Source organism: Sporosarcina koreensis (genome assembly GCF_001531445.1).
GTDB classification, from domain to species: Bacteria; Bacillota; Bacilli; order Bacillales_A; family Planococcaceae; genus Sporosarcina; species Sporosarcina koreensis_C.
Window position 1 is genome coordinate 1 of the sequence record NZ_LQYA01000050.1, and the last position, 12,816, is coordinate 12,816.

At 46.1% G+C, this 12,816-nt stretch carries 12 protein-coding genes and 1 rRNA gene; 3 read left to right on the forward strand and 10 right to left on the reverse strand.

The annotated features are described in order from the left end of the window. Nucleotides 1–231: ribosomal RNA gene (locus AWV70_RS08230) — 16S ribosomal RNA — on the reverse strand; the annotation flags it as partial. Between the two features lie 623 nt (nucleotides 232–854). Continuing rightward, entirely contained in the window at nucleotides 855–1,721 is an 867-nt protein-coding gene (locus AWV70_RS08235) for a nucleotidyltransferase-like protein (RefSeq protein ID WP_060206024.1), read from the reverse strand. A gap of 166 nt (nucleotides 1,722–1,887) precedes the next feature. On the opposite strand from AWV70_RS08235, the gene AWV70_RS08240 reads away from it, so the two are divergent. Next, the gene (locus tag AWV70_RS08240) at nucleotides 1,888–2,259 is read left to right on the forward strand and encodes a YgzB family protein (RefSeq protein ID WP_060206026.1); all 372 of its coding nucleotides are present in this window, start codon (nucleotides 1,888–1,890) and stop codon (nucleotides 2,257–2,259) included. A 39-nt stretch (nucleotides 2,260–2,298) separates the two neighbouring features. Here the strand turns inward: AWV70_RS08240 and perR are convergent, their stop codons facing one another. The 3 genes from perR to bcp all read right to left on the reverse strand — a co-directional run bounded on the left by perR (nucleotide 2,299) and on the right by bcp (nucleotide 4,292). Next, nucleotides 2,299–2,742 carry a peroxide-responsive transcriptional repressor PerR gene (gene perR, locus AWV70_RS08245; protein WP_060206028.1) on the reverse strand — a complete coding sequence of 148 codons (444 nt, stop codon included), beginning with the start codon at nucleotides 2,740–2,742 and terminating at the stop codon, nucleotides 2,299–2,301. 112 nt (nucleotides 2,743–2,854) lie between these two features. Further along, on the reverse strand, nucleotides 2,855–3,799 hold the full coding sequence (locus tag AWV70_RS08250; RefSeq protein ID WP_060206030.1) for a D-2-hydroxyacid dehydrogenase: 945 nt from the start codon (nucleotides 3,797–3,799) through the stop codon (nucleotides 2,855–2,857). A gap of 13 nt (nucleotides 3,800–3,812) precedes the next feature. Continuing rightward, the gene (gene bcp, locus AWV70_RS08255; protein ID WP_060206032.1) at nucleotides 3,813–4,292 is read right to left on the reverse strand and encodes a thioredoxin-dependent thiol peroxidase; all 480 of its coding nucleotides are present in this window, start codon (nucleotides 4,290–4,292) and stop codon (nucleotides 3,813–3,815) included. Between the two features lie 126 nt (nucleotides 4,293–4,418). Here bcp and AWV70_RS08260 point away from each other — a divergent pair, with 126 nt between their 5' ends. Beyond that, nucleotides 4,419–5,723: a glutamate-1-semialdehyde 2,1-aminomutase gene (locus tag AWV70_RS08260; protein ID WP_060206034.1), complete on the forward strand. Its 1,305-nt coding sequence runs from the start codon at nucleotides 4,419–4,421 to the stop codon at nucleotides 5,721–5,723. 45 nt (nucleotides 5,724–5,768) lie between these two features. Next, on the forward strand, nucleotides 5,769–6,851 hold the full coding sequence (locus AWV70_RS08265; RefSeq protein ID WP_060206035.1) for an FUSC family protein: 1,083 nt from the start codon (nucleotides 5,769–5,771) through the stop codon (nucleotides 6,849–6,851). A 50-nt stretch (nucleotides 6,852–6,901) separates the two neighbouring features. On the opposite strand, the gene nikC is transcribed toward AWV70_RS08265, so the two are convergent. The 5 genes from nikC to AWV70_RS08290 form a co-directional block, all read right to left on the reverse strand. After that, nucleotides 6,902–7,798 (reverse strand): nickel transporter permease, encoded by an 897-nt coding sequence (gene nikC, locus AWV70_RS08270; protein WP_060206037.1) that lies wholly within the window; start codon nucleotides 7,796–7,798, stop codon nucleotides 6,902–6,904. 17 nt (nucleotides 7,799–7,815) lie between these two features. Next, a complete protein-coding gene (locus AWV70_RS08275; RefSeq protein WP_060206039.1) occupies nucleotides 7,816–8,820 on the reverse strand; it encodes an ABC transporter permease in 1,005 nt (334 codons plus the stop codon). A gap of 123 nt (nucleotides 8,821–8,943) precedes the next feature. Further along, nucleotides 8,944–10,524, reverse strand: coding sequence for an ABC transporter substrate-binding protein (locus tag AWV70_RS08280; RefSeq protein ID WP_060206041.1), 1,581 nt, complete (start codon nucleotides 10,522–10,524; stop codon nucleotides 8,944–8,946). Then, nucleotides 10,521–11,534: an ABC transporter ATP-binding protein gene (locus AWV70_RS08285; protein WP_060206043.1), complete on the reverse strand. Its 1,014-nt coding sequence runs from the start codon at nucleotides 11,532–11,534 to the stop codon at nucleotides 10,521–10,523. Before AWV70_RS08285 ends, AWV70_RS08280 begins: the two co-directional genes overlap by 4 nt. Next, on the reverse strand, nucleotides 11,506–12,528 hold the full coding sequence (locus tag AWV70_RS08290; RefSeq protein WP_060206045.1) for an ABC transporter ATP-binding protein: 1,023 nt from the start codon (nucleotides 12,526–12,528) through the stop codon (nucleotides 11,506–11,508). Before AWV70_RS08290 ends, AWV70_RS08285 begins: the two co-directional genes overlap by 29 nt. Between the last annotated feature and the right edge of the window lie 288 nt (nucleotides 12,529–12,816).

Sequence of the window (12,816 nt, forward strand, 5' to 3'; positions counted from 1 at the left end):
TGCAGTGACAGCCGAAACCGTCTTTCAGAGTTCTTCCATGCGGAAGAACCGATTATTCGGTATTAGCCCCGGTTTCCCGGAGTTATCCCCATCTGCAGGGCAGGTTGCCCACGTGTTACTCACCCGTCCGCCGCTAATATCAGGGAGCAAGCTCCCGTCAATCCGCTCGACTTGCATGTATTAGGCACGCCGCCAGCGTTCGTCCTGAGCCAGGATCAAACTCTCCATAATACTGGCGTCCGATGCACGGCACATTGCGTTGTCGATTTCAGTCGTTCGGTCAGTCACGTACTGAAGTACGCTCCTTCCCTTTCTCCTTCATCTCCTAGCACTGCACCATGCCTCGGACGCCAGTTTAGAGAAACTTGAATAGCTCGAGTTTCTTGCTGGCATCATTTAAGATGTCAATTCTGTTTGAATCCGAAGATTCGTTTTGTCTCTTCACCGACAGCGTCGGCTGCAAGACTTTATTTGTTGACGTTTTGCTGTTCAGTTTTCAAGGTTCGTTTTGCGCTTCTTCAAAAGCGACTTCTCTAATCTATCATCTTCACTCTGTAGAGTCAAGAACTTTTTTATATTAGTTTTTCAAGCTTTTTCGGGGCTGAGTAACTAACTCCCTCAGCGACGTTTACTATAATAGCATGGGCTTATTTTATAAGTCAACACTAAAAACAAAAAAACTTATCAGAAGCTCTAAATTCGAAGAATGGGCTTGATTAGATTGATTAGGAAGTTCCGTTGATTGAGGAGAAAGCCGTTACGAAGAACGGCTTTTGCGACCCTAAGGGAGTCATGATATTACAGGATGCTGCCTGCAACGCAAATCGACTATATTATATCCATCCTCTCAATGTTCATTGCTCAACCCGATAGTCTCTATGGAAGACATATTCATTTTTCGAGTCGCTTTCAACGATCTGAATGACTCCTTTTTCAATTAAAAACTCAACAAGGACTTCAAGGTTGATTGAATACATCCTTAACTCCTCATGTTCATGAAGCTCTTGGATCGTCCACGTCTCTTTCATCGACATGACGTCCATGATATGCCGCGCGCCATCCAGTGTACGGTTATGAATGAAGAATTCGCTTGCCAAGAATAGAAGCTCCAACCTTTTCTCTATCGCTTCTTCGCTCATGATCAGCTCTTCATACAGTTTATAGATTGCCGGGTCGATCTTTTTGACCTGAGACCATACAGTCACTTCAGGAGATAATCCTTTTTCAATGACAGTGAGTCTTGCAAGATGGTGAAGGGATTGGATTGCATGATGATACGCATCCATATAGTTTTGCTGTTCGAAAAACATTTTCCCTTCCATATACACTCTCACCAATCCAGACAGCTCAAGTCCCATCTTTATCTTACGTCCATAGAATGGATATTCCTTCAATTCCTTCTTCAAACTTTCGACGAATTCATTGCGGTCAAAGAAAATCTTCCCATAGAACAACCAGTCTACAACTTTTCTTCTTGTCCCGAGCAACAGCCATTTCCTCAACTGCTTTTCACTGATGACGTGCATCGCTGCCTTCCCAGTTCCATCTGTATAATGTTTTGTATATATAGGCGTATCTTCATTAGACGTAATGATGAGCATGATTTCGTCAAACGTGTCTGTTATCGGATCGCCTGCACCTCTTTTTTCAACGAGGATGACACCTAACGTTTCTGGCGAGCTTGCCCGTTCTTGATAAATTGGTCTTAGAACCTGTTCCATTACGACACCTCCACCTATCTTTCTTTCGACGCAACTTCTAAAAAATCCTTCATTCAAAATTCGTAAAATATGATGCGATTGGAATTTATGCTATATTGATTGAGGAACGTTCAAAATCTTTTCCAGTAACGTTATTCAATACCATTCATTCTAAGGAGGATTATGGATGAAACCTTATAAAAATAAAATAAACCGGATCCGGTCATTTGCGCTATCCCTCATTTTCATCGGTGTCGTCATTATGTATCTTGGGATTTTCTTCAGAAAGAATGAAATCATTATGTTGATCTTCATGGTTCTCGGACTCATTGCCATTCTTGGCAGCGTGGTCGTGTATGCTTGGATCGGGACTTTGTCGACGAGAGCTGTGCAAATCGTCTGTCCGAACTGCGGCAAAACGACTAAAATGCTTGGACGTGTCGATATGTGCGGACATTGCAGGGAGCCGCTCACGTTGGATCCTTCATTAGAAGGCAAAGAGTTCGATGTGGCGTATAACCGTCCCGCAAGTAAAAAAGAGTCATCTAAAAAGAAATAAGTAAAACCGGTTCCGTCTTAAACTTCGGAACCGGTTTTCTTATTTCGCTTTATTGGCGCCTGTTGCACATTCAGGACATGTTCCATATACTTCAAGGCGGTGAGAATTGACTTCGAAGCCTGTCACATGGGAAGCGAGATGCTCAACTTCCTCAAGTCCAGGATGGTGGAAGTCAACGATTTTCCCACAGTGATTACAAATGATGTGATAATGATCATGTGTGACAAAATCGAACCGACTTGAAGAATCTCCATAAGTAAGCTCCTTGACTAGCCCGGCATTCCGGAAAACACGCAGATTATTATATACGGTCGCAACACTCATATTTGGAAAATCAGCTTCTAGCGCTCTATATATTTCATCAGCTGTAGGATGCGTCTCTGAAGAAATAAGAAATTCTAATATAGCATGCCTTTGCGGTGTAATCCGCACACCGCTTTCCTTCAATGTGACAAGCGCGTCTTTCAAATACACTTCAGACATCGCCAACACTCCAATCCATAAAGATTACTTCTTTATAATCATTATAATTAGTTTACTGAGAATAGGCATATTTGTCAACTGAAGCGCTGTCTCCTGAGGCGAAGGAGGCGGATCAATATCCTTTTTCTGGATCAATCAAGTTAGTCAACTTCCTATCACCAGTTTGCCACTTCTCCAGATTCTCCGTGAAAAACTCGAGGGCTCTCTCAATATACTTCCCGGAATGGCTGGAGACATGCGGAGAGATTGTGACATTCGATAAATCCCAAAGCTCACTCTCCGCTGGCAACGGTTCTTTTTCAAATACATCTAGGACTGCGTGCCCGATTCCCCCATTTTTCAATGCTTTTACAAGAATCGACTCCTTCACAAGGTCGCCCCTTCCGAAGTTCATGAAAACTGCCGACTCTTTCATCGTTTGGAAATGGCATTCCGTGAGTAAGCCCTTTGTTTTCGCTGTGCTTGGCAAGACGGAAACGACAATGTCCGCTTCGGGAAGTTTGCTTAAAAGTCCGTCGAATTGGATGGTTTCGTCCATGAATTGCGCTGGATCGCCCGAATTATTGCAGCCGATCGTCCTGACGCCGAACACTTGAAGCAAACGCCCGATTTCAGATCCGATCGCTCCCGGTCCAAGGATAAGCGCTGTAGACCCCCGTATTTCCGATTGGCGTACTTTCGTATTCCACTCTTTCCGGCTTTGCTGCTCTGCCAAAGTAGGCAGCGCGCGCCCAAGCGACAGAATATGCGCAAGTACTGTTTCCGCCATCGGGGTTTTATGGATTCCCCGGACATTGCTGATGACGATTCCACTGGCAGCGATTTCCGCAAGCGGCATTTTTTCCACCCCGGCGGAGGCTACCATTAACCATTTGAGGGATGTTGCCCTATCGAGCACTTGAGTTGTTATGTCTTCCCCATAGGTCACAATGATTTCATATTCTTCAATGGAAACTTCGTCGGCCTTTTTATTGAAGAAAAATTGAACTTCGGGAAAATCAGCTTTCAATTTCTCCATCTGTTCTTCCTTGATTCTGAAGGTGAATAAAACATTCATCTGAAATTCCCCCTTACGCCTTCTTCGTCAATTGCTCCAACGTAGCAAGCGCTTCTTCGATATGTCCCTTCACTTTCACTTTCCGCCATTCCTTCACAACTGTCCCTGTAGGGTCGATCAAAAATGTGGAGCGCTCGATCCCCATATATTCCTTGCCGAACATTTTCTTTAATTTCCATACGCCATACACTTCCGCGGTTTCGTGGTTTTCATCCACCAATAAAGAAAATGGCAGTCCCTGCTTTTCGATGAATCGCTGATGCGATGCCTCGTTATCAGGACTGACACCTAGAATGACGGCATTCAAGTCACTGAAGCTTTGATGGGCGTCCCGGAAATCGCAAGCTTGCGTTGTACAGCCGGGAGTAGCGTCTTTCGGATAAAAGTAGAGGATAACGTACTTCTTCCCTTCAAAATCCCGAAGTGAAACGATTTCACCGTTTTCGTCCGGCAACGTAAATTGCGGCGCCTGCATACCTTCCAACTTTTCCATATCGATCCCTCCAACTTTTTCTTATTCCAATCGTACCGGACAAGTGATAGAGTTTCAATTTCTTTGGCGTATGCACGTAATTTTGTTTAGAATGGAGTATGTACCGATTTGAACGGAGGAATTGAAATGAACAGAACAACATCAGAACAAATCTATCAAGAAGCATGTGAACATATCGTCGGAGGCGTCAATAGTCCTTCGCGTGGTTATAAGGCGGTTGGCGGCGGAGCCCCTACAGTGATGGAGCGTGCGGAAGGCGCTTATTTCTGGGACGTCGACGGCAATAAATATATCGACTACTTAGGTGCCTACGGTCCAATCATCACAGGACACGCGCATCCACATATCGCTGAGGCGATCACGAAAGCTGCAACAACTGGAGTGTTATATGGAACTCCTACAAGGCATGAAGTCAAATTCGCTAAAATGTTGAAAGAAGCGATCCCTTCCATGGATAAAGTTCGGTTCGTCAACTCAGGGACGGAAGCGGTCATGACGACAATCCGTGTGGCACGCGCTTTCTCTGGAAGAACGAAAGTGATGAAGTTTGCAGGTTGCTATCATGGACATTCCGATCTTGTACTCGTAGCTGCAGGATCCGGCCCGGCGACGTTAGGCACTCCGGATTCGGCGGGAGTTCCCGCATCCATCGCCCAAGAAGTGATTACAATCCCATTCAATAATCCGGATGCATATAAGGAAGCAATGGAAAAATGGGGAGACGAATTGGCATGTGTATTAGTCGAGCCGATTGTCGGGAACTTCGGCATTGTTGAACCGATTGAAGGATTTCTTCCGCTCGTTCACGAACTTGCAAAGGAGAAAGGGGCGCTCATCGTTTATGATGAGGTGATCACTGCTTTCCGTTTCCATTATGGAAGTGCTCAAACATTGCTTGGTACGACCCCCGATTTGATTGCCTTCGGAAAAATCATTGGCGGCGGCTTGCCAATCGGCGCATATGGCGGAAGGAAGGAAATCATGGAAACGGTCGCGCCGCTCGGACCTGCTTATCAAGCCGGAACGATGGCTGGTAATCCCGCTTCCATGCTATCAGGTATCGCTTGTTTGGAAGTATTGCAGCAACCAGGCATCTATGAAGAGATGGACCGCCTAGGTGGAATTCTAGAAGATGGCATCCTTCAATTAGCGAAAACGCACGGTATCACTTTAACAACTAATCGTCTCGGCGGAGCACTCACTTTATTCTTCACGGATGTGAAAGTGGAAAACTACGAACAAGCCGAACAGACGGACGGAGAAATTTTCGGCAAGTTCTTTAAACTGATGCTCGAAAACGGCGTCAACCTCGCCCCTTCCAAATATGAAGCCTGGTTCCTCACGATTGCGCATAAAGAGGAGGACATCATTCATACACTAGAGGCGGTTGACCGTTCATTCGAAGAATTAGCTAACCAAATGAACAGGTAAGAAAAAGCACACAACCTAAATACCTTACGTAGAAAGGATAATCATATGAAACTTGGCGCCCGCATCTTCAAAACGGGTATAGCAATCGTTGCCGCATTGTTTCTGGCGGAGATGCTCAGCTTGCCGAATCCTGTCTTTGCAGGAATTGCGGCCATCTTTGCGATACAACCATCCATCTATCGATCATACTTGACGATCATTGAACAGATCCAAGGGAATCTGATCGGTGCCATTACTGCCATCACCTTTGTGTTATTGTTTGGTCATCAAATTGTGATTGTCGGATTTGCGGCAGTCATCATCATCTTGATCATGCTGAAGTTGGGGCTTGAGAAATCCATTTCCTTAGCTTTAGTGACGATGATCGCCATCATGGAGATCAAAGGGGACGCATTCCTGTCCTTCGCTCTCCTCCGATTCGTCACCATGGTCATCGGGGTCCTATCCGCTTTTGTCGTCAACTTGCTATTCATGCCCCCGAAGTATGAAACGAAGCTATTCCAGGCTATCCACCAAGCGCAGGACGAGATCATCAGGTGGATACGACTTGCGGGCAGACAGGCATCCGAACATATTGCAACGAAGAAGTCACTAGTAAAAATTAAGGAACGCCTTGCGAACGTCGATCAGCTCTATTCGCTTTACAAAGAGGAACGGAGCTATTTCAGGAAAACTACGAGAGCGAAGGCGAGGAAGCTTGTCATCTACAGACAGATGATCGCAACATCAAAAAGCAGTTACGAAGTGCTGGCACGGCTCCATAATTACGAGAACGAACTGATCAACCTTCCGGAACATTTTCGGATGATGATTCAGGAGCGTCTCGACGCATTGCTCACGTACCATGAACAAATCCATTTGAAGTTTGTAGGTAAGCTGAAGGCAGATCGGATGATGGATAGTTTGAATGAGGAGTTCATTCAAAGGCAGGAAGTGATGGACATCTTCGCGAAGGAGATCGCCATCACAAAAGAGGAAGAAGAATTTACTGCTTATCACCTCCTCCACGTGCTCTCTTCTTTGTTGAACTATGAAGAACAATTGGAGTATCTAGACCGACTGATCGTCTCCAATCAACGAAGGCACGGACACGAAGTAAGCAATGAAATGCAAGATGAAATTTATTAATGAAATAACGTGAAAAAACCATCCTTGGCGTATATGCCAAGGATGGTTTTTCAGTTCTTCATTTTCGGATCAAGCGCGTCTCTCAAGCCATCTCCCATCAAGTTGAATCCTAATACGGTCAACATGATGGCAAGTCCAGGGAATAACATCGTCCATGGAGCGGATTGCAAATAGGATTTCGAATCAGCGAGCATTTTCCCCCATTCAGGCTGCGGCGCCTGTGCCCCGAGTCCAAGGAAACCAAGCGCCGCCGCTTCCAGAATGGCGGTCGCAATGGCAAGCGTCCCTTGCACGATGACGGGAGCCATCGAATTCGGAAGAATATGTGAGAATAAAATACGGGCATCCTTCATCCCGATCGCCTTTGCCGCCATAATATATTCATCTTCCTTGATGCTTAGCACTTTGGATCGTATCAAACGTCCGAAATTCGGAACATTGATGATAGCGATGGCGATCAAGGCGTTCTCAAGCCCAGGTCCCAAAACAGAAACGATAGCGATCGCCAGCAGGATCGATGGAAATGCAAGCATAATATCAAAGATTCTCGAGATGATCGTGTCCGTCCACCTACCATAATAGCCGGCAATAATTCCTAAAAAACTGCCGACGACGACCGAGGCGATGACGGACAGGAACCCGACGGAAAGCGATATGCGTGCTCCGTGAATAATGCGTGACAGGATATCCCTGCCGAAGTCATCCGTTCCGAGCCAATATTCGGCCGAAGGGGGCTGGAGCCGGTCGGCGGCCAACTGCTCATTGATTCCTTCCTTTGCAATGAAAGGTCCAAAAATGGCAAGCAGCACGAAGAAAAGAATAATGATCATTCCCGCAACCGCCACTTTGCTTTTTCTAAAGCTTCGCCAAGCCTCCCGCCAAGGGCCTATTGTCCTATCGATTTCCGCTTCTGCAAGTCCATCTATCTTAGGTGTAAGTTCAGACATTTCGCATTCCACCTTCCTCAGTCATATTTAATCCTCGAATCGATCAGACCATAGAGCAAGTCAACAATTAGGTTGATCATGACGAAGATGAAGGCGACTACGAGAATCCCTGACTGGATGACGGGGTAATCGCGGAAATTGATGGCATCATATATATACCGTCCAATGCCAGGCCAAGCAAAGATTGTTTCGGTTAAAATAGCACCGCCAAGCAGCATCCCCATTTGAAGACCGATGACTGTAAGCACTGGAATGACCGCATTTTTGAATGCATGCTTGTAAACGACCCAAAACATTTTCTGCCCCTTTGCCCTAGCAGTTCTAATATAATCGGAGCGCATCACTTCGAGCATGCTGGAACGTGTCATCCTTGCAATGATCGCCATCGGTATCGTCGCCAATGCGATGCCAGGCAATATGAGATGACGGAGAACTTGCCCTAATTGGTCGAATCGTCCTTGTATGATCGTGTCGATGACATATAGATGGGTGATGGCATGAACCGGATCCCTCACCTGTTCCCTCCCGTTCGTTGGCAACCAGCTGAATTCAATCGCAAACGCCCATTGTCCTAAAAGACCAAGCCAAAAAATTGGCATGGAAACGCCGACGAGTGCCAAAATCATCGCTATGTAGTCAAACCACGAGTTCTGAAACCATGCCGATATGATGCCCGCATTAACACCTACGATAATAGCGATTACTATTGCAAAAAAAGCGAGTTCCATCGTCGCTGCCAAATGCGGCCATATTTCATCGGCAACCGGAAGCCGCGTACGCATTGACTCTCCAAGATCCCCTTGTAAGATTCCGCCTAAATACTTGAAGAATTGAATATACCACGGTTGGTCCAACCCGAGTCTTGCGTTCATTGCCGCGACCGCCTCAGGAGAAGCCTGTTGACCCAAAATGATCTGAGCTGGATTCCCCGGTATCGCCCGAATCATCATGAAAACAATGAAGACCATGCCGAGCAATACTGGTATGAGCTGTAATAATCTTCTGCCCGTGTAATTGAGCATCACCTTCACCTCACCAAATCAAATATGGAGATATCTTTCATGATTCCACTATGCCTCAATAGGAAAAGGGGGAAATCGGACGACTCCCCCTTACTAATCATTGCAAAGTGAAAAGCGAATCTATCATTTGAATTCTACGTTCGATAACAGATCCGAACCCGTCGGATGCGGAACGAATCCAGTTAAATCCTTAGCTGCTGCAAGAAGCGGTGTTGAGTGGGCGATTGGAACCCAAGGCGCTTCTTCATGGATGATTTCCTGAGCTTCCTTATAAAGCTCAATACGCTTATCCTCATCCACTTCCGTTTGCGCTTCAATGAACAGGTCATGCATTTTTGCATTTTTAAAATACGTGTAGTTGTTGCTGCCGATATTATCTTCATCCAATAGAGCATAAAGGAAGTTATCAGCATCGCCATTATCCCCTGTCCAGCCTAGCATAAAGGCATCTGCTTCCCCTTTGCTAGCCTTATCCAAGTACGTTCCCCATTCGTAACTGACAATTTTAGCTTTCACACCGATATCTGCCAGATTACTTTGAATGACCTCTGCAACCTTTGCGCCATCTGGCATGTAAGGGCGTGGAACAGGCATTGCCCAAAGCTCCATTTCAAATCCGTCCGGATAGCCGGCTTTCGCCAATAATTCCTTCGCCTTTTCAGGATTATATTCATACTCTTCGATATCGTCGTTATAACCGGAAATGGATGGCGGCATTGGATTTTTCGCTGAATCCGCCTGTCCCTCGAAGAATGAGTCAATAATTGTTTTCTTATCGATTGCATGATTCATTGCTTGTCGAACTTCTTTTTTATCGAAAGGTTCACGTGTAACCGTCAATCCAAGATAGCCGATGTTCATGGAAGGACGTTTAATGAGTTGTAGATCGCCATTCTCTTCGATTTTCCCTGCATCAGACGGATTAATGCCATCCGCAAGATCTATTTCCCCAGAAATCAATGAATTTAGTCTCGTTGAGTTATCCGGAATCGATCTGAAGACGATCTTATTCAACTTCGGCAACCCTTCTTGCCAATAACCATCGAATTTTTCAATCGTAATGGAATCGTTCGTTTTCCAATCTACAAATTTGAAAGGACCCGTACCGACTGGATTTCTTTCAAATTGATCGTCACCTTTTTCAAAGGCAGTCGGACTTGCGATTGCGAACATGCTCATCGCAATGTTTTTCAAGAACGGCGCTTGCGGGCGTTTCAATTTGATGATGACCGTGTAATCCCCATCAGCCGTCACGGAATCGATGACATGCCCTTCATCACCTTTGAATCCGCCAAACATCGTGTCGTAGTAAGGGAACATATCGGCATCACCATTTGCCCAACGCTCGAAGTTCTTTACAACTGCGTCAGCATTGAAATCAGTATCGTCGTGGAATTTGACGCCCTCTTCCAATTTGAATGTGTACGACAATCCATCTTCACTTGTATCCCATTCTTTCGCCAGGCCCGGCTGGATAGTCGTATCTTGCTCGCCGAAATTCAACAGCGTTTCAAATAGATTGACTGTTACCTTGAATGTCTCTCCTTCCGTCACCCTCGATGGATCCAGTGAAGTGGAGTCGCCGCCGCGACCGAAGACCAATGTATCTTTCGAACTTCCACTATTGCTGCCACAGGCTGCTAGCACTGTTGACAGAATTAAAAATAGCAGTAACGCAGCTGACCACATTCTCTTTTTATTCATAGAGACCCCTCCAATTGTTTTATATCATTGTCGACTTGACCTACGTGAAGGTGGCAGGCGACAGAATGACCGGTAGTTTGTTCCGTAAGTTGCGGAGTGACTTTTGTGCAAATATCCATCTTGAACGGGCAACGTGTATGGAATGTACACCCGGTTGGCGGGTCCGCCGGATTGGGGATGTCTCCTTCTATGATGATCTGTTCTTTCTGAAAATCCGGGTCCGGCACAGGCACAGCCGATAATAATGCTTGTGTATATGGATGCAACGGCTTTTCGTAAAGCTGTTCGCTATCCGCAACTTCCACCATCTTCCCTAGATACATTACTGCGACGCGATCGCTAATATGCCGGACGACCCCAAGATCATGGGCGATGAAAATATACGTAAGATTGAACTCCTTTTGGAGATCCTGCATCAGATTCAACACTTGCGCCTGAATCGACACGTCCAAAGCGGAAACAGGTTCATCCGCAATGATCAGCTTCGGATTCGTCATCAAAGCACGGGCAATGCCGATCCTCTGCCTTTGCCCTCCGCTGAATTGATGTGGATAACGCTTCGCATGATACTCATTCAATCCGACGATTTCCAAAAACTCCCGGACCTTCTTCTTCCTTTCCTGTGGATCTGATATTCCATGTACGATAAGCGGCTCTTCCAAAATTTTGCCGATCGTATGGCGTGGATTCAATGAAGCGTAAGGATCTTGGAAAACCATTTGGATATCTCGACGAGTCTTCCTCATCTCTTCCTGACTTAATGAAGCAAGGTTTTTCCCATCAAACTCGATTTCTCCATCCGTAGGTTCCAGCAAGCGCATAAGTACACGCCCTGTCGTCGATTTTCCGCAACCGCTTTCACCGACGATACCAAGAGTCTCTCCCTCATTTACGAAAAACGAGACATCATCGACAGCCTTCACATAACCGACCGTCTTACCGAACATCCCCTTTTTCACGGGAAAATATTTCTTCAAGTTTTCAACTTTTAATAAAGGCGTTGTGGACATCCGACTTCACCCTTCCTTCGTCGTATAGGAAACATCGCGTCTGATGGACATCCGCTGTTTCGTAAAGCTCCGGGTTTTCCGTAAAGCACCGGTCAAACGCAAATTCGCACCGGGCCGCGAACCTGCAGCCGCTCGTTATCGAACCGGGCTTCGGCACATTGCCCGGGATGGAATGAAGTCGATCCTTCTTATAGCGCATATCCGGGACAGACTGGATGAGACCTTTCGTATACGGATGCTGAGGATCTTCGAAAATGAGCTTCGTCGGCGCCTCCTCGATAATTTGCCCTGCGTACATGACAATAACCCGCTCACAACTTTCAGCCACAACGCCAAGATCATGCGTGATTAATAATATGGCGGTCCCTAAACGGACATTCAAATCTTTCATCAACTTCAAAATTTGCGCTTGGATTGTCACATCGAGCGCTGTTGTCGGTTCGTCCGCTATTAATATTCTCGGGTTGCAGACAAGCGCCATCGCAATCATGACCCTTTGCCGCATGCCGCCCGACAATTGGTGCGGGTAATCTTTCAGCAAACCATTGGCACGGGGCAAACCGACCAGCTTCAACATCTCTACGGCTCTTTTTTCTGCCTTCTTTTTCGACCATCCCTTTTCATGGATCAAGATCGCTTCGACCATTTGGTTGCCGATTGTAAATAGCGGATTCAATGAAGTCATCGGCTCTTGAAAAATCATCGCAATGTCATTTCCGCGAATCTGTCTCATTTCTTTTTCCGATAGGCCTATCAAATTGCGTCCGTTGTAAATTACCTCACCGCCTGTGATTTTTCCTGGCGGACTCGGTACAAGCCCCATGACAGATAAGGAAGTGACGCTTTTTCCGCATCCTGATTCCCCTACAATCCCTAAAATCTCGCCATCCCGGAGATGAAAGTCGATGTGATCAACCGCCGGAACTTTTCCCGAATCTGTGAAAAAGGTAGTCTGCAAGTCGTTTACCTCGAGAATTTTCTTCCTTTCCTTCATCAGATCACCTTTTCGTTTTATATGTTTTCTGAACCATCCAATTATACTCATTATACTTTCTATTGAACAAAAGGCAATATGCAATTTTCATAGACAGGCCTGAGAGTGGTGCATTGGACGTGAGGGGCTTACTTTGGGACGCGGGACGGTTATCTTTGGACGCAGGGCGACTTGCTTTGGGCGCGGGAAGGCCATCTTTGGACGCAGGACGACTTGCTTTGGACGCGGGAAGGCCATCTTTGGACGAAGGACGACTTGCTTTGGACGCGGGAAGGCCATCTTTGGACG

Coding starts and splice junctions, on each gene's coding strand:
- perR (WP_060206028.1), bottom strand. CDS start 2,742: ATGTCTGAAGTGTATTTGAAAGACGCGCTTGTCACATTGAAGGAAAGC.
- AWV70_RS08250 (WP_060206030.1), bottom strand. CDS start 3,799: ATGAATGTTTTATTCACCTTCAGAATCAAGGAAGAACAGATGGAGAAA.
- nikC (WP_060206037.1), bottom strand. CDS start 7,798: ATGTCTGAACTTACACCTAAGATAGATGGACTTGCAGAAGCGGAAATC.
- AWV70_RS08275 (WP_060206039.1), bottom strand. CDS start 8,820: ATGCTCAATTACACGGGCAGAAGATTATTACAGCTCATACCAGTATTG.
- AWV70_RS08285 (WP_060206043.1), bottom strand. CDS start 11,534: ATGTCCACAACGCCTTTATTAAAAGTTGAAAACTTGAAGAAATATTTT.
- AWV70_RS08280 (WP_060206041.1), bottom strand. CDS start 10,524: ATGAATAAAAAGAGAATGTGGTCAGCTGCGTTACTGCTATTTTTAATT.
- bcp (WP_060206032.1), bottom strand. CDS start 4,292: ATGGAAAAGTTGGAAGGTATGCAGGCGCCGCAATTTACGTTGCCGGAC.
- AWV70_RS08260 (WP_060206034.1), top strand. CDS start 4,419: ATGAACAGAACAACATCAGAACAAATCTATCAAGAAGCATGTGAACAT.
- AWV70_RS08235 (WP_060206024.1), bottom strand. CDS start 1,721: ATGGAACAGGTTCTAAGACCAATTTATCAAGAACGGGCAAGCTCGCCA.
- AWV70_RS08240 (WP_060206026.1), top strand. CDS start 1,888: ATGAAACCTTATAAAAATAAAATAAACCGGATCCGGTCATTTGCGCTA.
- AWV70_RS08290 (WP_060206045.1), bottom strand. CDS start 12,528: ATGAAGGAAAGGAAGAAAATTCTCGAGGTAAACGACTTGCAGACTACC.
- AWV70_RS08265 (WP_060206035.1), top strand. CDS start 5,769: ATGAAACTTGGCGCCCGCATCTTCAAAACGGGTATAGCAATCGTTGCC.